The sequence below is a fragment of the Rothia nasimurium genome (genome assembly GCF_928391935.1).
Lineage (GTDB): Bacteria > Actinomycetota > Actinomycetes > Actinomycetales > Micrococcaceae > Rothia > Rothia nasimurium_D.
Map to the genome: position 1 here is coordinate 239,861 of NZ_CAKMTD010000001.1, position 18,834 is coordinate 258,694.

Annotated in this window: 15 protein-coding genes; 5 read left to right on the top strand and 10 right to left on the bottom strand. The window is 62.0% G+C overall.

All coding sequences use genetic code 11. From position 1 onward, the window contains the following. Positions 1-5 precede the first annotated feature (5 nt). Together L7A15_RS01165 and ftsY are read right to left on the bottom strand one after the other, a co-directional pair. Positions 6-1,262, bottom strand: coding sequence for an ammonium transporter (locus L7A15_RS01165; protein ID WP_237201216.1), 1,257 nt, complete (start codon positions 1,260-1,262; stop codon positions 6-8). Positions 1,263-1,644: 382 nt separating this feature from the next. After that, the gene (ftsY, locus tag L7A15_RS01170; protein WP_237188123.1) at positions 1,645-2,748 is read right to left on the bottom strand and encodes a signal recognition particle-docking protein FtsY; all 1,104 of its coding nucleotides are present in this window, start codon (positions 2,746-2,748) and stop codon (positions 1,645-1,647) included. Between the two features lie 206 nt (positions 2,749-2,954). On the opposite strand from ftsY, the gene L7A15_RS01175 reads away from it, so the two are divergent. Continuing rightward, the gene (locus tag L7A15_RS01175) at positions 2,955-4,334 is read left to right on the top strand and encodes an MFS transporter (protein WP_237201214.1); all 1,380 of its coding nucleotides are present in this window, start codon (positions 2,955-2,957) and stop codon (positions 4,332-4,334) included. 80 nt (positions 4,335-4,414) lie between these two features. On the opposite strand, the gene smc is transcribed toward L7A15_RS01175, so the two are convergent. Further along, complete coding sequence (smc, locus tag L7A15_RS01180; protein WP_237207908.1) at positions 4,415-7,894, bottom strand: chromosome segregation protein SMC; 3,480 nt, start codon at positions 7,892-7,894, stop codon at positions 4,415-4,417. Positions 7,895-8,089: 195 nt separating this feature from the next. Between smc and L7A15_RS01185 the strand changes: the two genes are divergently transcribed. From L7A15_RS01185 to L7A15_RS01195, 3 genes are read left to right on the top strand one after another with little or no spacing between them, the layout of a single operon-like run. Further along, positions 8,090-9,121 (top strand): 3-oxoacyl-ACP synthase III, encoded by a 1,032-nt coding sequence (locus L7A15_RS01185; RefSeq protein WP_237188120.1) that lies wholly within the window; start codon positions 8,090-8,092, stop codon positions 9,119-9,121. A 43-nt stretch (positions 9,122-9,164) separates the two neighbouring features. After that, on the top strand, positions 9,165-11,882 hold the full coding sequence (locus L7A15_RS01190) for an alpha/beta fold hydrolase (RefSeq protein ID WP_237207909.1): 2,718 nt from the start codon (positions 9,165-9,167) through the stop codon (positions 11,880-11,882). Then, the gene (locus tag L7A15_RS01195) at positions 11,876-12,940 is read left to right on the top strand and encodes an NAD-dependent epimerase/dehydratase family protein (protein WP_237207910.1); all 1,065 of its coding nucleotides are present in this window, start codon (positions 11,876-11,878) and stop codon (positions 12,938-12,940) included. The genes L7A15_RS01190 and L7A15_RS01195 overlap by 7 nt, the downstream gene beginning before the upstream one ends. Positions 12,941-13,106: 166 nt before the next feature. Here the strand turns inward: L7A15_RS01195 and mutM are convergent, their stop codons facing one another. The 5 genes from mutM to coaD all read right to left on the bottom strand — a co-directional run bounded on the left by mutM (position 13,107) and on the right by coaD (position 16,215). After that, positions 13,107-14,060: a bifunctional DNA-formamidopyrimidine glycosylase/DNA-(apurinic or apyrimidinic site) lyase gene (gene mutM, locus L7A15_RS01200; protein WP_237207911.1), complete on the bottom strand. Its 954-nt coding sequence runs from the start codon at positions 14,058-14,060 to the stop codon at positions 13,107-13,109. Positions 14,061-14,145: 85 nt separating this feature from the next. After that, positions 14,146-14,832, bottom strand: coding sequence for a ribonuclease III (rnc, locus tag L7A15_RS01205; protein ID WP_237188116.1), 687 nt, complete (start codon positions 14,830-14,832; stop codon positions 14,146-14,148). Between the two features lie 11 nt (positions 14,833-14,843). Beyond that, positions 14,844-15,047: a 50S ribosomal protein L32 gene (rpmF, locus tag L7A15_RS01210; RefSeq protein ID WP_135011069.1), complete on the bottom strand. Its 204-nt coding sequence runs from the start codon at positions 15,045-15,047 to the stop codon at positions 14,844-14,846. Between the two features lie 33 nt (positions 15,048-15,080). Continuing rightward, on the bottom strand, positions 15,081-15,563 hold the full coding sequence (locus L7A15_RS01215; protein WP_237188115.1) for a YceD family protein: 483 nt from the start codon (positions 15,561-15,563) through the stop codon (positions 15,081-15,083). Positions 15,564-15,738: 175 nt separating this feature from the next. Beyond that, positions 15,739-16,215 (bottom strand): pantetheine-phosphate adenylyltransferase, encoded by a 477-nt coding sequence (coaD, locus tag L7A15_RS01220; RefSeq protein ID WP_237207912.1) that lies wholly within the window; start codon positions 16,213-16,215, stop codon positions 15,739-15,741. 148 nt (positions 16,216-16,363) lie between these two features. Here coaD and L7A15_RS01225 point away from each other — a divergent pair, with 148 nt between their 5' ends. Then, positions 16,364-17,566, top strand: coding sequence for an aminotransferase class I/II-fold pyridoxal phosphate-dependent enzyme (locus tag L7A15_RS01225; protein ID WP_237207913.1), 1,203 nt, complete (start codon positions 16,364-16,366; stop codon positions 17,564-17,566). Between the two features lie 6 nt (positions 17,567-17,572). On the opposite strand, the gene L7A15_RS01230 is transcribed toward L7A15_RS01225, so the two are convergent. Together L7A15_RS01230 and rsmD are read right to left on the bottom strand one after the other, a co-directional pair. Continuing rightward, positions 17,573-18,190, bottom strand: a complete 618-nt coding sequence (locus tag L7A15_RS01230; protein ID WP_237207914.1) for an LURP-one-related/scramblase family protein — start codon at positions 18,188-18,190, stop codon at positions 17,573-17,575. An 81-nt stretch (positions 18,191-18,271) separates the two neighbouring features. Continuing rightward, on the bottom strand, positions 18,272-18,832 hold the full coding sequence (gene rsmD, locus L7A15_RS01235; RefSeq protein WP_237207915.1) for a 16S rRNA (guanine(966)-N(2))-methyltransferase RsmD: 561 nt from the start codon (positions 18,830-18,832) through the stop codon (positions 18,272-18,274). Positions 18,833-18,834: the final 2 nt, after the last annotated feature.

Here is an 18,834-nt window from a genome sequence, read left to right on the forward strand (position 1 = left end):
CCCGGTTATTTCTGTGCGAAGGCACCTGAGGTACCTGATGACATGGAGTAGGCGGTTTCAGCGTGCTGGGCCAGGTCAATACCCTGGACCTCCTGCTTTTCGGTGACACGGAAGCCGATGGTGCGGTGGATCGGAATCACGATGATGAGGGTGACAACCGCGCAGTAGACCATGGAGATGATGGTTGCGACCGACTGGGTGATCAGCAGGCCCAGGCCGCCGCCGTAGAAGAGGCCAGCGGTGCCGGTTTCGGGGGTGGCGATGAAGCCCAGGGCCAGGGTACCGATGATACCGGAGACCAGGTGGACGCCGACAACGTCCAGGGAGTCGTCGTAGCCGAAGCGGTACTTGAGCCCAACAGCCCAGCCGGAGGCGATACCTGAGATGAAGCCCAGGGCCAGGGCGCCGACGGGGCTGACGTTGGCACAGGCCGGGGTGATAGCGACCAGGCCAGAGACAAGACCCGAGGCAGCGCCCAAGGATGTGACGTGGCCGTCGCGGACGCGCTCCAGCAGACTCCAGCCCAGCATGGCAGCTGCCGGGGCGGCCAGGGTATTGACCCAGATCAGACCGGCCTGGGCCCCGTCAGAGGCGGCACCGACGTTGAAACCGAACCAGCCGAACCAGAGAATGGCAGCGCCCAGCATGACCAGGGGCAGGGAGTGGGGACGCTGGTTGGGGTCAGTACCGAACCCCTTGCGGGCCCCCAGCACCAGGGCCAGAATCAGGCCGGCCACACCGGCATTGATGTGAATAACCAGGCCACCGGCGAAGTCAATGGCCTCACCGAAAATTGCACCAATGGCTCCCTCTTCCCCGAAGAGGCCCCCGCCCCAGACCATAAAGGCAAGGGGGCAGTAAACCAGGGTCAGCCAGAGGGGAACGAAAATGCACCAGGCCCCGAAGCGGGCGCGGTCTGCAATAGACCCAGAAATAATAGCCAGGGCGATAATGGCGAAGGTGGAGCTAAAGGCCACTGCCAGCATATCGGTGCCCCCGGCAGCCAGGGTAGCTGACAGACCAAAATCGTTGAAGGGCGATCCGACGATATCGGGAATCAGGGCGTCCCCACCGCTCATGCTGTAACCCCACAGGATCCAGCAGACCCCCACCAGACCCATTGAGATGATCGACATCATCATCATATTCAGTGCAGACTTTGCTCGTGTCATACCGCTGTAGAACAGCGCAAGCCCTGGTGTCATAAAGAGAACAAGTGCCGCGGCAACCACGGTCCAAACATCACTAGCGGTCAGTTCCATAACCCGGTACCCCTTTCGTAAACCCTGTTGTTTGAGTCTTATGTGTCCAAGGGAAACGCTCCTGCGCCCCTTTTCATGTGTTGTGACACCCTCATTGTTCTCCCCTCCTGTTTCAGGGGCTTGTGGCTCGGGTTACTGCCCGGTTACAGGCTCCCCTCCCCTGTTGCAGGCAGGAAAACCCCGGTTACGGCCATGTTTCGAATGTAAATTTAAACCGACCCCTGGGCGTCCTACCCCTTGAATCTTCAGGGGAAATTCCAGGCAGAGGGCTGGTTAAAAGACAGTGACCGCCCCGAAAGGCGGTCACTGAGTCTGTAGGGCAGCTAGTTCTTCTCACTGCTGATGTATCAGGGAGGGAAGCTAGGTGCTCAGCCGGGTTGGATTAGTCCAGCAGGGCGTCCACAAAGGCGGCAGGCTCAAAGGGCGCCAGATCGTCCGGGCCCTCACCCAGGCCAATCAGCTTGACGGGAACACCCAGTTCCTCCTGGATGGCAACCACAATGCCACCCTTAGCTGAGCCGTCCAGCTTAGTCAGCACAATGCCGGTAATCTGCACAACCTCAGAAAAGACCTTGGCCTGAATCATGCCGTTCTGGCCGGTGGTTGCGTCAATGACCAGGAGCACCTCGGTGACCGGGGCTTCCTTCTCGACCACGCGCTTAATCTTGCCCAGCTGATCCATGAGGCCCGCCTTGTTCTGCAGGCGGCCAGCGGTATCAATCATGACGGTATCAACCCCGCGGGCCTTACCCTCACGGATAGCCTCAAAGGCCACGGACGCAGGGTCGGCCCCGTCCTTCTCTGAACGGACGGTATCAACCCCGACGCGATCGCCCCAGGTCTGGAGCTGGTCAGCGGCAGCCGCACGGAAGGTATCAGCAGCACCGAGCAGAAGGTTCTTCTCTTCAGCCACCATGACGCGGGCCAGCTTGCCCACGGTCGTGGTCTTACCGACGCCATTGACGCCAACAACCAAAACGACGCCGGGGTTCTCCCCCTCGCCGTCCAGGGCCAGGGAACGGTCTGTGTCTTCCCCAACAATCTTCAGAAGTTCCTCACGCAACATCTGCTTAACCGCAGCCGGGTTCTCGGTTCCTTCAACCCTCACCCGCTGCTGCAGGGCCTCCACCAGGCGAGTGGTGGGCTCTGACCCCAAATCTGCCAGGAGCAGGGTTTCTTCAACCTCGTCCCAGACGTCCTGGTCAATCTTGTCGCGAGTCAGTAGAGCAAGAAGGCCCTTACCCAGGACGTTGTTGGAGCGGGCCAGACGGGCACGCAGGCGTACCAGGCGCCCCTGGGCCGAAGCTGGCTTCTCAATACTGGTAACCGGCTCCCCCGGCGACTCTTGGGGCTGGTCATCAGAGTCACGGGTTGCCTCGTAGCCACCCTTGGGGGCCTTGGGTCCCCGCAGGAGCACCACCAGCACACCGGCTAAAATCAGCACACCGAGCAGGATATACACAATAAAAGTCAGAGAATCATTCACCCCTCTAGCTTGCCATATTCTCCCCAGACCTGACAGCCCCGAAGACTCCTGGGAGACTGCCGACGCTGGCCGTCCTGCCCCCCCCTCATCCCGCCACATCTCCATATATGCAGTTCTGCACCCAGCCTCTCACCGACCCCAGCTTCTGTGAGCTAAGATACGGTACAGAAGAAAAACCCGACGAAAGCCCACCACCTACCCGCCCCATGAGCAAACATATCCCCACCCCCTCCATGGACACCGGAGCGATCCCCATCATCCCCGAATCCGTCCGCCAGGAACACCGCAGGCAAGAAACCAGCGCCCCCTCCCCCCACTCCCCAACCCAGGCCCCGGTCAAGGTACCCACCCAAATCAAGGTACTCATCGCCGCCTCCTTCCTCATCGCCCTGGGCTACGGCCTCGTCGCCCCCGTCCTACCCGGCTTCGCCCGCAGCTTCGACGTCGGAGCCATGGCCGCCACCTTCGTCGTCTCAGCCTTCGCCCTCTCCCGCCTTGCCTTCGCCCCAGCCTCCGGCAAACTCATCACCCGCTTCGGCGAACGCAAAATCTACGCAGCCGGCCTGATCATCGTCGGCCTCGGCTCCATTGGCGCTGGCCTCTCCATCAACTACCCCATGCTCATCGCCTCCCGAATCGTCGGAGGCACCGGCTCAGTCATGTTCACCGTCGCCGCCATGGGAATCCTTGTCCGCAACTCCCCACCCACCATCCGCGGAAAAGTCTCAGGCTACTACGCCACCTCCTTCCTCCTGGGCAACATCCTGGGCCCAGTCCTCGGGGCCGCCGCCTCCTCCCTCGGCATGAGGGCACCCTTCTTCGCCTACGCCACCCTGCTCCTTCTCGCAGCAATCGTCATCTTCACCCAACTCAAAGACGAACCCCAGGAGGTCAACCTCAACACCCAGGGAATCGCCGTCCCCAAGCCCGAACTCACCCTCAAAGAGGCCCTCTCCTTCACCAACTTCCGATCAGCCCTCTTCACCAACCTGGCCGTCGGCTGGTCTATTTTCGGCCTGCAATCTGGCGTTGTCCCCCTTGCCGCCGTCGCCCTCCTGGCAGCCAGCCATGCCGGGGAACCCGGCTACGATCCCGCTGTAGCTGGCGCCAAGCTCGCTGGATTCACCCTAGCCACCTACGCCGTGGGCAACGCCCTCATGCAAATCTACTCCGGCAAAATGGGCGACCGCATAGGCCGCCGCCCCATGGTCTTCTCCGGCCTCCTCCTGGCCGGAATCGTCACCATCCTCTTCGGCACCATCACCAACGCCGGAGTCTTCGTGGCAGCCGCCGTCCTCCTGGGCATCTCATCGGCCCTGCTCGGCCCCTCCCTGCAGGCAGCCGTCTCTGACGTTGTCGGCAACAAACGCTCCGGCGGCCAGCCCCTGGCCTACTACCAAATGGTCTCCGATATTGGCCTCATCGTTGGCCCCCTCGTGGCTGGCCTCATCGTCGATGCCGCCGGTTTCTTCCCCGCCTTTGCCGTTGCCGGTGCCCTCCTGCTGATTGCCGCCCTCGGCTGGATTCCCGGCATACAACCCAAGTTCCCTGCCGACGTCGCCGACGAAGGCTATACCGGCAGGTAAAGCTAACCCACAACAACAGGGCCCCGACCATACCCGGTCGGGGCCCTTCTATTCCCTATAGCTTGCCAGATTTCGAGGCGCTAAGACTGCCCCATGCGGTGCGACAGGACGGTCGACACCCCATCCCGCATAGAAATACCGTAGAGGGTATCAGCCTCAGCCATGGTGCGCTGGTGGTGGGTAATCATCAGCAGCTGGGACTTCTGCCGCAACTGCCCCAAAACCTCCAAGAGACGGCCCAGGTTGCGGTCATCCAAGGCAGCCTCCACCTCGTCCAGGACGTAGAAGGGGGCAGGCCGGGCCATAAACACGGCCAACAGCAGGGCCAGGGACGCCAGGGTGCGCTCGCCGCCAGAGAGCAGGGACAGGCGGGTTACTTTCTTCCCGGCCGGTTTGACCTGGATATCGATGCCGCTGGCGTCCCGGTCGTTGGGGTCAGACAGGACGAGCTGCCCCTGCCCGCCCGGGAAGAGGGTGGCAAAAATACTGGTGAAGTGTTCCTGCACGTCAGCAAAGGCCGAGTCAAAGGACGTTTCAATGTGGCTACTGACCTCTTTCATCACAGCTTGCACGTCGGAGCGGCTTGCCTTGATGTCCTGGATCTGCTGGGTGAGGTAGGCGTGGCGTTCTTCCAGGGCCTTGTATTCTTCCAGGGCCAGGGGGTTGGTGACGCCCAGGCGGGCCAGTTCGGCCTCGTCCTGCCGGAGTTTGGCTTCGAGATGCGGGCGGTCTTCTTCCGTGACCTGGCGGGACGCCATGAGGTCAGCTAGCTCTACGTGGAATTCCTCGACAGCCCGTGCCTCCAGGGCCTCCCAGCGGGATTCGACGCGGGCCCGGCGGGTGGCCGAGTCAGCGTAGAGGGTGAGCGATGCTGCCAGGCTGGTTTGGGCGTTCTGAAGGTCCTGCCGGGTGTCAGCAAGGTCCTGTTCCAAGGTTTCACGCTGGGCCTGGGCCTTCTGGAGGGAGGTACGGGCAGCTACCAGCAGGGGCTCCACCGCCTGCTGGTAGGCCTCTGTTTTGAGCAGCAGGGCGCGGGCCTTTTCTGCCCTATGGCGGGCTTCTTCTCGCGCTTCAGCCAGGCTGCGGTCCGCCTCCTTCAGAGCCTCAAGGGCGGCTGCCGCCTGGGTGAGGCGGGCCCGGCCCTCCTGGGCCTTTTCCTGGGCAAAGGTATAGGTGGCCTCGGCGACGGTTGAGGCGGCGGTAGCCTCCTGGAGCTGCTGGGCGGTTGAGTGGACGGCTTTACCCAGGGCGGCCAGATCATACTGGGGGGCTTCAGCCCGCAGTTTCTCTAGGGCGTCTACGGCTTGCTCTAGGTTTTCCCGGGCCTGGGTTAGGGCTTGCTGGGCCCGGCGGGTAGCCTCCGCCAGTCGCTGTTCTTCGGCGGTGGAGCCGTCCTCCCTGCCGGTGAGGCTAGCCAACTCGGCTTTTTCTGTTGCCCAGGACGCGGCGAGTGTTCCGATAGCGCGGGCTAATTCCTGTTCCCGCGACCGGGCCTGCTCCCGGGCGGCCTGAGCCTCTTCAAAGTCAGTGCCAGCCTGCTGGGAAGCTGCCCGGGCCAGGTCAAGATCGGTGCGGGCCTGGGCTAGTTGGCTGTGCAGGGAGGCAGCGTCAGCTGCCCCGGCTAGGTGGAGCTGGGAGACTGCGGTCAGGACGGCCCCCTGGCGGGTCACGGCCTGGGCCCGGGGCCAGGTGTCCAGGAGCCGCTGGGCGCTAGATAAATCCTCACAGAAGAGGGTCTGGGGGAAGAGGTAGGTGAGGGAATCCATGACCCCTTGGGGGGCCTGGACGACCTGGGGCAGGGCCAGATAACCTTCAAGGTCAGCTATATCCTGAGGTAGTTTTTCCAGATCATTGAGGTGATTAGCCCGATGGGCAGGGAGAAGGGTTGAGACTTCCTCCAAAGAGGCACCCGGCTTTTCCACCACCAGGGCCCTGAGGGCAGGGCCAAGGAGGGCCCCGACGGCCCTCTCCCATCCAGTTTCAATTTCAAGTAGAGCTATAAGCTCCTGGGCCCCCTGCTCCAGTGCTAATTCCCTGGCGCTGACATCGTCCCCTAGGGCCTGGCCGTCGTGTGCCCAGGCTGATTCTAGGGCCTCAACCCGAGCCTGAAGTGACTCAACCTTAACTTCAGCTTGATGAAGGTTGGCCCGGGTCTGCTCAACCAGTGATCCAGCCTGCTGGCGAACCTCCCGAGCAGACTTCTCCTGTTCTCTCAGCTCTGCGAGTTCAGCCTCGCTCCGCCCTAGGTTCTCTTGACGCCGGGCCAGTTCCCCGGCCCGCTGGCTCCGGGCGAGGGTGTGTTCTTCCTGCTCCTGGGCCCGACGGGCGGCCTCCTCTTGGGCCCGTTCAAAGACGGCCCGGGCAGATGCCAGGGTCTGGGTAGCTGCTGCCAGCTCCTCCCGGTGGGCCTGGCTTTTAGCCTCAGCCTCAGCCAGGGCCTCCTGGGCCAGAGTATGACGGGCCTGGGCGTCCTGGAGTTCCTGGGCTGCCCGCGTCCGGGTAGCTTCTGCCCCTACTTCTTGCTCTTCTGCTGCACGCAGGGTTTCCTGCTCGACCTCAAGAGCCTCCTTGGCCCGACGGTAGCGGTCTTCTGCCCCTGAGTCGTCCGGGCCGGTGGTAGCCTGACTCGCCCTTTCCTGGGCGACCAGCCCCAGGGCCTGAACTCGCTGAATCAGGGCCTGGAGGCCTTCGGCATCCTGGGTGACTGCAGCCAGATTCTGACGCACCTGGGCTTCCTGGTCGGTGAGGTCCTTGAGCCGGTCCTGGGCCTTCTTCCCACGCTCCTCAGCCCGGACCCTAGCCTCGGCAGCCCCCTGGCCAGCAGTCTCTTCATCAGCCCGTTCTGCGGCTACCGCCTGGGCGTCCAGCGCCAGCAGGTCTGCGCTGAGGGTGCGGACGCGGGCGGCCACCTCGGTAGCCACCCGGGCGGCTTCTGCCTGCTCCCGGCGTCCTTCCAGCTGGTCAGCCAGTTCTGAGGCCAGATCTTCAAGCCGATCAAGGTGGGAGGTCAGGTCTTCCAGTTTGCCTGCAGTCTTGCTTTGGCGCTTGCGGTGCTTGAGCAAGCCGGCTGCCTGTTCGATGAGCTCCCGGCGGTCAGCAGCCGTGCCGTGCAGAATCCGGTCCACCTGCCCCTGCCCTACCAGGGTGTAGAGCTCCCGCCCCACCCCGGTATCAGCCAGGAGCTCCTGAATATCAGCCAGACGGGCAGGCTCCCCATTGATGTCATACTCAGAACCGCCCGCAGAAAACATGGTGCGGGTCAGCTTAATCTCAGCGTGAGGCAGGGGCAGGGAACCGTCCGAATTATCAATGACCAGCTCAACCTTGGCCCGCCCAAGCGCCCCCCGGGACCCACCTCCAGAAAAAATCACATCCTTCATGGCGGCCCCGCGCAGGGCCTTTGCCCCCTGGGCACCCATCACCCAGGCTAGGGCGTCCACCACGTTGGACTTACCCGACCCGTTCGGCCCCACCAGCACATTCAAGCCGGGTTCAAACTCAAAAACGGTTGCCGAAGCAAAGGACTTAAAGCCCCTCACAGTCAGGGATTTCAGATACATAGTGGGTCACCCGTTCAGCACATAGCAGAGGAAAAATGCCAGCCCCCATGTTACAGCAGGGTAGTCGGAGCCAGAGATGTGAGAATTCCCCACCCCACGACGTGACCTGCCCCCTAGACAGCGGGCTTATGATAGATGGGTGTGCCGAGTAGGCCAGCACACGGTTCCCACCCAGCACTAGGCTAGAAGAGTAGATTGACCGCTAATTCAGATATTCGTCACCAGAACGCCTCCCTTTTGTCTGTTACCCGGGTCCTCCCGCCGGAGGTCGTGACCAGTACATACTTTGATGAGCAGCTCGCTGCCACCTATAAGCGTCTCCGCATGCCCAAGGGCCTCCTGGAGCGCCTAGCCGGCATTCGTGAACGCCGTTCCTGGGGCGAATCCATGCATTTTGAGGACGGCGCCGTGGAGGCCGCTGAGCAGGCAATCGCCCAGGCTGGCATCAGCAAGGACCAGATCGGCCTGCTGATCAATACCTCAGTAACCCGCGACAACTTTGAACCTGCTGTTTCGGTAGGTATTCATGACCGCCTAGGCCTTCCCCGCCATGCCTTGAATTTTGACATCACGAATGCCTGCCTGGGCTTTGTGAACGGTCTGACTGTCGCTGCGTCCATGATTGATGCCGGGGCGATTGATTATGCCCTGATTGTCGATGGTGAGGACCCCTCCCCCTGGCATGCCACCGCCTTGCGGATGCTCAACAAGGCAGATTCCACCCGTGAGGACGTCCTGGCCCAGTTTGCCACCCTCACCTTGGGTTCTGGCGCTGCAGCAGCTGTCATTGGGCGCAGCGACCTTCACCCTGAGGGCCACAAGATTGTTGGTTCTGTCTCCCGGGCCGGCACCGAGCACCGCAACCTCTGTATTGGTGGTGAAGCTGACCAGGGCATGAGCACGGACGCTGCTGGTTTGCTGGAGCACGGCCTGCAGCTGGTTGCTGAAGCCTGGGAAGAAGCCCACGCCCAGGGCTGGGACTGGCGTGACATGAAATCTTATGTGACCCACCAGATTTCTAACGCCCACACTGACGCCATTATCAAGGCTGTTGGTATTGATCGGAAACGCATTCCCATGACGTTCCCTGTCTGGGGTAACGTTGCGGCAGCTGCCCTCCCCATGACCCTGGCTGAGGATTCTGTGAACTATTCTGCCGGTGACCGGATCCTGTGTATGGGGGTTGGTTCTGGCTTGAACACAGCCCTGATGGAAATTATCTGGTAGCCCCCGTCTGCCCGTCTCGTTACCTAGTCTGTGAAGTAGAGAAATGACGATTCCCCAGCTCACCCCCGTTCCCGCCAGCTGGCCCGGAGTTGACCCGGCCTGGTCCCAGACCATCACTATTCCGTCCACGGCCCGCCTTGAACAGCCCGGAACCACCCGAACCTGGCATTATCTCGATAATGGTCCTTCCCTTGAGGCTGAAGGACGCACCCCGGTGGGCACTGTTCTGGCTGTCCACGGTAACCCCACCTGGTCCTACCTGTGGCGGACGGTGATTGGTGCAGCAAGCGCAGCTGACCAGCCCTGGCGGGTTGTAGCAGTGGATCAGCTTGAGATGGGTTATTCAGAACGAACTGGTCTTACCCGAACGCTTTCGGACCGGGTCCAAGACTTGGGGGATTTCACTGCTGCCCTGGGTCTCGACTCCACTGACAAGCCTCTTGTGATTTTGGCTCATGACTGGGGTGGTCTGGTGTCTCTGGGCTGGGCCCTCAACCACCAGGATGTTCTTTCGGGCATTATGCTGACCAATACCGCAGTCTTCCACGACGCAGCCGAGAAGATTCCGGTTGCCCTCCAGGCGGCCCTCAACCCGGCCCTCCATTCGTGGGCGACCAAGGGTTCCACTGCCTTTATTGATGTGACCTTGGGCCTGGCCCAGAAGCCCCTGGGTGAGGGCGTCAAAGAAGCCTATAAGCTGCCCTACTCCACCTCGGCCCACCGCATCGGTGTGCGAAACTTCGTGGCTGACATCCCGGCGACGGAGTCAGCCCCCAGTTATGCCCAGATGTTCCGTACGGCTGAGGGTATTAGGGATCTCAAGGTTCCAGCCCTCATGCTGTGGGGCACCAAGGACCCGGTCTTCCAGCGCCGTTACATGGCTGACCTAGCTGAACGTCTTCCCCAGGCCGACATTCACCGTTTTGAGGCCGCCAGCCATCTGGTGGCTGAGGACGAGGATATTGCCACCCCCATTCTGACCTGGCTGACCGAGCGTTTCACGGACGCCCCCGTCCAGCAGGAACTACACCGGGAGGCCCGTTCCACCCTGGCCCCCTGGGGTAGCGGCTACCGGCCCATGACCGCCGAACTGGCTGACCGGGCACAGGACACCAGCCTGGCTGTGGTTGATATGGCACCCGGCACGGACGGAAGCGGGGTAGCTGCCCAGCTCACCTGGGCTGAGCTTGCCCGGGAGGTCGATCGGGTCGCAGCTGGCCTCCACCGCCTCGGCGTTGCCCCCGGTGACCGCGTTAACCTCCTGGTTCCCCCGGGGATTCGCCTCACCACCCTGATTTACGCCTGCCTCAAGCTGGGGGCCGTCATTGTGGTTGCTGATACTGGGCTGGGCCTGAAGGGTCTGACCCGGGCTCTCAAGGGCGCCCGTCCTACCTGGCTCATCGGTATCCCCCAGGCCCTAACTGCAGCTAAGGCCCTGGGCTGGCCCGGCACCCGCCTGGCAGCTACCCGCCTCCACCCCACCCTCGCCAAGAGCCTGGGCGTGGTCGGCTCCATTGACGATTTCACCGCCCCCGAGATTTTTGCGATTGCCGAGCCCGACGCGGACGCAGACGCCGCCGTCCTCTACACCTCCGGCTCCACCGGCCCGGCCAAGGGCGTGGTCTACACCCACCGCCAGCTCGCCGCCATGCGCGACGCCATTGCCGGAACCTACAAGCTCACGGCAGGCACCGGCCTCGTTGCGGGTTTCGCCCCCTTTGCCCTGTTAGGCCCGGCCCTGGGTGCCACCAGCGTCACCCCCGCCATGGACGTCACCAAACCCAAAACCCTCACCGCCTCAGCCCTAGCCGCTGCAGCCCAGGCCATTGAGGCCACCACTATCTTTGCCTCCCCGGCGGCCCTCATGAACGTCCTGGCTACCGCCGATAGCCTCACAGACTCCCAGCGCACCGCCCTGGGCCGGGTCACGACCGTCCTTTCTGCCGGGGCCCCCATTACCTCCCCCCTCCTGGCCCGTTTGCAGGCCCTCCTGCCGGCTGCCTCCCTGCATACCCCCTACGGAATGACCGAGGCCCTGCCCACCACAGACGTCAGCTTTGGGCAGATTCAGGACGCCGAGCAGGACGCTGCCGCCGGGCTTGAGGGAGCCGGGGGCGGGGTCTGTGTAGGCTGGCCCGTCCAGGGGGCAGACATCCGTATCGCCCCACTCGACGACCAGGGCAAGCCCGGTTCTGCCACCACCGGCGAGCCCGGTATCACCGGTGAAATCCTGGTTGCGGCCCCGCATATCAAGGACCGCTACGACACCCTCTGGGTCACTGAACAGCTCTCCACCTCGGTGCCCGGCTGGCACCGCACCGGCGACGTCGGCCACCTGGACGCCCAAGGACGCCTCTGGGTCGAGGGCCGCCTAGCCCATGTGCTCGTCACCCCCGCCGGGGTCTTGACTCCCGTTGCCCTGGAGCAGTCTGCCGAAAAGGTGAGCGAGGTCAGGCGGGCAGCTGCCGTTCCCGTCGGCCCGGCAGGCACCTCAGCCGTCGTCATCATCGCCGAGGTCGGCACCCAGTTCCGGGGTAAACGCACCCGCAACGGACTGGCCCCCGATGACCTCACCGCCCGAATCCGGCAGCAGGTAGCTGAAGATACCGGGGTGGATGTCTCCTCCGTCTTGATAGTGGCTGAGCACCCCACGGACGTGCGCCATAACTCCAAAATTGATCGCCCAGTCCTGGCGACCTGGGCCGGTAAGGTCCTCTCAGGTAAGCCAGCCCGCCTGGGCCGGGGGGTTGTGGCATGGTAGTCTCCCTTCGCCCCCTGACCCCCGAGTTGTGCCAGGCTGACCGGGGCGAAACCGTCCTCGTCACCGGAGCCTCCGGTCTGCTGGGCCGCGAGGTCGTCTTTGCCCTGCTGCGGGCCGGTTACTCGGTCAGGGCTTTCCAACGCGGGGATTCCGGTATTGCAGCGGCCCTCCCGGCCCACCTAGCCTCCCGCTTCGGGCAGGTCCAGGGCTCTATCACCGACCCAGAGGCCGTCCGCACCGCCCTGACCGGGGTGGACGGAATCATCCACCTGGCAGCCAAGGTATCTGTTGTTGGCCAGTGGGAGGACTACCGGCAGGTCAATATTGAGGGCACCCGCACCCTCCTGGACGCCGCCCGGCAGCTTGGAATCAGCAAGTTCCTGCATACCTCCTCCCCCTCAGCTGCCCACACCGGGTCCTCCATCATCGGCGAAGGTAACCCGGCGGCCTCCCCCGACCATGCCCGCGGCAACTACGCCCGCTCCAAGGCAGAATCAGAACGACTGGCCCTGGGCTACAACAGGGCTGACTTCCAGGTTGGGGTCCTCCGCCCCCACCTGGTCTGGGGGCCGGGCGATACCCAGCTGGTTGAGCGCGTCCTGGAACGCGCCGCCGCAGGGCGCCTGCCCCTGCTCAACCACGGCACCGCCCTGATTGACTCCCTCTACATTGACAATGCCGCCGACGCCTTTGTGCGCGGCTACCAGCGCCTACCCCAGATAGCGGGTACCCCCCTGGTCGTCACCAACGGCCAGCCCCGCCCTATTGCTGAGGTGATTTCCGGTATGTGCCGGGCCTGCGGGGTTACTCCCCCCTCGGCTTCCCTGCCTGCTCCGGTGGCGTACGGGCTGGGCCTTGCCCTGGAAAAAATCTGGGCCCGCCTCGCCCCGGGTGAGATTCCCCCGCTCACGTCCTTTTTGGCTGAGCAGCTGTCTACAGCCCACTGGTTCGACCAGCGCCAGACCCAAGCCCTCCTGGACTGGGCACCAGCAGTCTCCCTCGAAGAGGGCTACACCCGGCTGGGCGACTTCTACGGAACCAGGTTCAGCCGCGCCTAGCCTGGGTCCCGGGCCCTCTCTACCGGCTGTTCCTCCTACCCATTTTCCTTTATATGGGTGACGTGCGCCGCTAATACTCAAGCTACAGCGATACAGGCTTGCACGCCCAGGGAAGGAGCTCTGCCTAGCTATGTCTACAGTAGCTGCCGGGGTTTCTACTTCTTGACTAGAGTCCACGCGGCTTTCGTTGACAATGAGGGCACCGGTAGGAGCTCCTTCCACCGAAGGGTTCTCGAATGATGAGGGAGGTGCGCCCTGCCGTGAGACACCTGGGGCAGGGGCGCCCTGCCTGCCCATAGGCTTGGAGGGAGCGGTCGAAGTAGCCTGATTCTCCATTGACGTTGACGTAGAGGGCGTCGAAGCTGGTTCCACCTTCTGCCAGGGCGTCGCGCATGACCTCGCGGGCGGCGTCGATCAGGGCGCGGGCGGTGGGGGCTGGAATGGTTTTAGCTGGTTTGGCGTAGTGCAGTTTGGCTCGCCAGAGGGCTTCGTCGGCGTAAATGTTCCCCACCCCGGAGATGGCGCCCTGGTCTAGGAGGAGCTTTTTAATACCGGTGGAAGTCCCTAGCATGGTGCGTCTGAGGGTCTTGTAGTCGAAGTAGGGGTCGAGCGGGTCGCGGGCGATGTGGGCGATGGCTTGCGGGATGTAGGGTAGGCCCAGGGAGGACGCCCCGGCCCCCGGTTGGGGGCTGCCGTCGGCTCCCAGCACCGGCACGAGCGGGCTAACAAACATGCCCCCGAAAATTCGCTGGTCTACGAAACGGAGCTCCAGGGGGCTAGGCTCTCCCCGCTCATTGCTCGCCCCTTCCAGGTGAAAGACTATTTTCTGGTGCCGCTCCACCGGCAGGCCGGGGTCCTTGAGCAAAACCTGCCCGCTCATACCCAGATGTATGACCAGGGCAAGGTCCTCTACCCCCGCAAAGTGTAGCCACAGGTATTTGCCCCGTCGGGCGACGTCCAGCACCGTCAAGCCAGAGAGCAGGGCCTGAAAGTTTACGGGGCCAGCTTCATGGCGGCGCAGGGAACGGCCGTCCTTCACCTCTACACCAGTGATCCGGGCACCAAGAATGTGGTCAGCCAGGCCCCGCCGGACCACTTCAACCTCGGGCAGTTCAGGCAATCTTCCTCCCACCTATAGAAAAAACCGGGGCTACCCTACCATCATAGGCAGGTAGCCCCGGTGATCAGGGTCGTATGCACTGGGCCTAGCCCTGGGAAATTTTATGGAAGGCTTCTTCAGCGGCCATACGCTCAGCTTCTTTCTTGCTGGTACCCTTGCCAGTACCCACGACTTTTCCAGCCAAGAGAAGTTTGGCCGTGAAACGACGGGCGTGGTCTGGGCCAGTGCCTTCCACCTGATAGACAGGTTCACCTGTGCCCTGGGCTGCTGCGTACTCCTGGATCTCAGTCTTCCAGTCGCGTCCCGTGTTCAAGGTCTTGGTATCGTCCAGCATGGACGCCATATGATGGAGCACCAGCTCGTGGGCCTTAGCCGGGCCATGAGCGATATACACGGCACCGTAGACAGCCTCCATAGTGTCTGCAAGGATTGAATCCTTATCAGCACCGCCGGTCTTCTTCTCCCCCTTACCCAAACGAATACAGGGCCCCAGCTTCAAACGACGGGCGAGATCAGCCAGGGTACGGGTAGAAACCACCACATGGTGTCGCTTCACCAGCTCCCCTTCCTGCAGGTCAGGGAACTTTTTGTACAGTTCTGAGGCAACAGCCAAAGACAGCACAGAGTCACCCAAGAACTCTAGGCGCTCATTATGCGGGATTCCACCATTTTCGAAAGAGAAGGAACGATGAGTCATTGCAAGCTGAAACGTCTCGGCATCGATATCGATGCCGAGACGTTTCAGAAACTCTTGTGATGCAGAGTTAGTCATAACGCTAGAAATTAGGCGTCAGCTACCTTGCGGCCCTTGTACTCGTAGAAGAGTTCGTTGCCGGCTGAGTCAGTCACGAGCTTTGCCTGGTGGGGCAGGGAGTAGGTGACGCGACCGTTTTCAACGGTCTTAACCAGCTGGGGCACTGAAGCCTTCCACTGTGAGCGACGGGCACGGGTGTTAGCACGGGACATTTTCCGCTTGGGAACAGCCACAGCTATCTCTTTTCTCTTGTTGCTTTATAAGTTTTATTGGTCGTTCGCATCGAGCAACGCTGACAGCGCATTCCATCGGGGGTCGATGACCTCGTGATGGTGCTCAGGGTCCTCCTCCAGACGTGCACCACATTCGGAGCACAAGCCTTCGCAGGAGTCACTGCAAACAGGTTGGAACGGCAGTTGAAGAATCACTGCGTCCCGCAGCGCCGGTTCGAGATCAATTTCGTCGTTCTCTACGGCGTACTGCTCATCTACTTCATCTTCGGGGCCACCCTCAGGTGCCTTCTCGAAAACAAAAAGCTCTTGAACATCGGCTGTAACATCGAAGTCAACCGGGTCGAGGCAGAGGCTGCATTCACCAGAAACGGTGACAGTTGCAGTACCAGTTACCAAGATACCATCTGAAACGGACTCTAGGCGAACATTGAGGTCAATGTCGCTGCCTTCTTCCGCTTCGATCAGAGCGTTGCCAAAATCGCTTGGCGCTGGCAGAACTTCTTCAAGGGTCTCCATAGCGCCCGGGCGATGAGCTAGATCTCGAACCGAGATCGTAAGGGGCGATGAATCTTTTCGTGAAATGACGAACTCCCTATCAAATGTTTTAAACCAAGTACCTAGTGTATGTGGCGAGTAGGTGAAGTAGCAAGTGATTTAAGCCTCCTGCCCTGTTTGCCTGACCACACTTGCACTAGTTCTCAGGATACAGGGCCCGCTGCACCGCCCGAGGTACGAAAGCCCGGACGTCGCCACCGTAACCCGCAACTTCCTTCACAATCGTTGACGAAATGTGGTTGTACTTGGGATCCCCTGCAATGAAGCAGGTCTCAACCCCGGCGATATGCCGGTTCATGGAAGCCATGGGGGCCTCATATTCAAAGTCAGCCGTATTACGCAAGCCCTTGACAATCAGCACAGAGCCCTGCTCCCGCACAAAATGGGCCAGCAGCTCCCCCTCCGGCAGCACAATAGCGTTCACGCCGTCAAAGAGGGCGAAGGTCTCTTCGACCATAGCCACCCGCTCTTCAAGAGTGAAACGATATTTTTTTGAGGAGTTATGGGAAATTGCCACCAGCACGTTGCCGTAGATTTTTGCGGCGCGGGTGATGATTTCAACGTGACCGTTATGGATGGGGTCAAAGGATCCAGGGCAGATGACCAATTGCATGTCTCTAGGCTACCGTACAGGTTGCCCCCAAGACACATAAGGTCATGCAAGGGCTCGCTGCGGCCACCAGCCTGTATTCTGGGCTGACACGATATTGGCTTTTCCTCCACGCACCAGAGTTCGGCGGGGAGGGGACGAAAGGACGGGCGTGCAGCGAGTTTTCGAACGGGTTGGTCAGGCAGCGGGCCTCATCGCAACTGATGGGTCATTCACCTCCACGATTTTTGAAGAAATGTCAGCCCTGGCTAACCAGCACGGAGCCCTGAACCTTGGGCAGGGCTTCCCTGATACAGACGGCCCTGCTGCCATGCTGGATGCAGCTGCCCAGGCACTCGCCACCGGAGTCAACCAGTACGCCACCATTGCCGGCATCCCGGCCCTGCGTCAGGCTGTCGCCACCCACCAGGTACGCTTCTACGGCCTAGATCTTGACCCCGATACCCAGGTGACGGTCACTGCCGGAGCTTCAGAGGCCCTGGCCGCCAGCATCGCAGCCCTAGTAGAACCGGGTGAGGAGGTCGTTCTCTTTGAACCCTACTACGACCTCTACCCTGCCGTGGCCGCCCTGGCGGGGGCCCGCGTCCGCACCGTGCCCCTGGTGCCACCCACCTTTGAACCGGATTTAGACGCCCTGGAAGCGGCCTTCTCTGAACGCACGGCCCTGGTCGTCGTCAATGACCCCCACAACCCCACCGGGGCGGTTTTCTCACAGGAAGCCAAGCAGAAGATTGTGGACCTGGCAACCCGTTATGGGGCTGTTATTTTGGCTGATGAGGTCTACGAGCACATGGTCTACTCGGGCCCCTACCAGCCTATCCAGGCCCTGCCCGGTGCAGCTGAGCGCACCCTGGCTGTCTCTGCAATTTCTAAGACCCATTCAGCCACCGGCTGGCGGGTGGGCTGGGTGACCGGCCCGGCTGATTTAGTGGCTGCCGTCCGTCTCGTCAAGGGATACCTGACGCACAGTGCGGCCGCTCCCCTACAGGCTGCAGCTGCTGTCGGGGTTGGCCTCGGCGATTCTTTTTACGAGGGCCTGCACCGGCAGTACGCCCACCAGCGGCAGGTGCTTCTCGACGGCCTGGCGGGCACTCCCTGGCAGCCTGTGGCACCAGACGGCACCTTCTTCGCCGTAGCTGACGTGCGGCAGGTGATGCAGGAGCACGGTTTTGAGTCAGCCCGTCACCTCTGCCAGGCCCTGCCCGAATCAGCCGGGGTTGCCCTGATTCCTTTGTCGGCTTTCGTCACCGACGGCTACCGGCCGGCAGTTGATTCGTGGGTGCGGTTTGCTTTTTGCAAGCGTCCGGAGGTTTTGCAGGAGGCAACTACCCGTCTGCGGGCATTTAGCGGCTAATCGGCCCTAGTTGCGGGCGTCCTTGGCCCTGATAAGGTCAAGGGCAACCAGACCTCCCAGCATGGCCAGGCGCACGGGCTCGGGGGCGCCGGGGTCGAAGTTCACCCCGTAGCGGCTCTTACCGCGCAGCCCTGCCACCAGGCCGCCCCATTCGCGGGCAACGCGGGCAGCTACATGGCCGTTGGCCGTGATGTTGAAGTCGTACTCGAAGAGGCTGCCTTCTAGCTCCAGGGTGAGCCCCGGCAGCTCGATGGTGAGGCGCTTACGCATGAAAGAGAATTGCTTGTGTACGCGGGCGAAAAGGGAACCATCGGGGTTCAGCAGTTCGTAGCGGTCCAGGCCAAAGTCAAAGGGATCAACAATTTTTAGAAGAAGGTTCCCACTACCGTCCACCAAATCAAAGGTGCGGCTGCCCTTGAGCAACCTACCTGCGGTTGAGCCAGTGGTAAGAACCCGGCCGAGCAGGCGCCCGTCCGCGCCCAGGAAGGCAAAGTCGTTACTCAGAAAGCTCCTGGTCTGCTGAACCGTCAGGGTGTTTTCGCTCAGCAGGGGCGTGGACGCTCCCTGGCTTGCTTCTGGGGTCGGCTGGGGCTGATTACCTGGGCTGCTGATGTTCTCACTCATACTTCCACCCTAACACCGGCCAACCCCGTGGTTGATTGTAAGTCCCTCCGTGCGTCCGAAGGCTGTATAGCCCCGGGGGCTTTAGGCGGCTGGCTCCACATAGTAGAGCACGGTTTCGCCGTACTTTTTCTCGGCAAACTTTTCCAGCCCCTCTGGCCAGGCGGGCTCCTCGGTACGGGAGGCCCGCTCCACCACTACCACGGCCCCCTCCAGCAACCGGGAAGTGAGCATGCCCAGCAGGACTTCAAGGTCTTCGTTGGTCACTGAATAGGGCGGGTCGATGAAGACAAGATCCCAGGGCCCAGATGCGTGGCCCAGGTAGGTTTTGGCGGCCATCTTATGGACGCGGGCCGTACCCCCGGCTGTTTTACTCACGGCTGCAACATTTTTTTCGATGACGGCGACGGCCTTGGGATAGTGGTCCACCAGGTCCACCTGGGCTGCCCCGCGGGATAGGGCTTCGCACCCCAGGGCGCCTGAGCCGCCGAAAAGGTCAAGGACGCGAGCGCCGTCCAGCACCCCGTAGGTATCAAGGCGGGAGAAGAGGGCTTCTTTGACCCGGTCGGTGGTGGGGCGGGTGTTGTCGCCAGGCACGTTGGCTAGGCGTAGCCCTCCTGCAGATCCTGAGATGATGCGGCTCATGG

What these genes read in the sequence shown, in the direction of transcription:
- L7A15_RS01175 (WP_237201214.1), top strand. Translation starts at nt 2,955, where the DNA reads ATGAGCAAACATATCCCCACCCCCTCCATGGACACCGGAGCGATCCCC.
- L7A15_RS01165 (WP_237201216.1), bottom strand. Translation starts at nt 1,262, where the DNA reads ATGGAACTGACCGCTAGTGATGTTTGGACCGTGGTTGCCGCGGCACTT.
- smc (WP_237207908.1), bottom strand. Translation starts at nt 7,894, where the DNA reads ATGTATCTGAAATCCCTGACTGTGAGGGGCTTTAAGTCCTTTGCTTCG.
- L7A15_RS01230 (WP_237207914.1), bottom strand. Translation starts at nt 18,190, where the DNA reads ATGAGTGAGAACATCAGCAGCCCAGGTAATCAGCCCCAGCCGACCCCA.
- rnc (WP_237188116.1), bottom strand. Translation starts at nt 14,832, where the DNA reads ATGACTAACTCTGCATCACAAGAGTTTCTGAAACGTCTCGGCATCGAT.
- rsmD (WP_237207915.1), bottom strand. Translation starts at nt 18,832, where the DNA reads ATGAGCCGCATCATCTCAGGATCTGCAGGAGGGCTACGCCTAGCCAAC.
- L7A15_RS01195 (WP_237207910.1), top strand. Translation starts at nt 11,876, where the DNA reads ATGGTAGTCTCCCTTCGCCCCCTGACCCCCGAGTTGTGCCAGGCTGAC.
- coaD (WP_237207912.1), bottom strand. Translation starts at nt 16,215, where the DNA reads ATGCAATTGGTCATCTGCCCTGGATCCTTTGACCCCATCCATAACGGT.
- L7A15_RS01190 (WP_237207909.1), top strand. Translation starts at nt 9,165, where the DNA reads ATGACGATTCCCCAGCTCACCCCCGTTCCCGCCAGCTGGCCCGGAGTT.
- L7A15_RS01215 (WP_237188115.1), bottom strand. Translation starts at nt 15,563, where the DNA reads ATGGAGACCCTTGAAGAAGTTCTGCCAGCGCCAAGCGATTTTGGCAAC.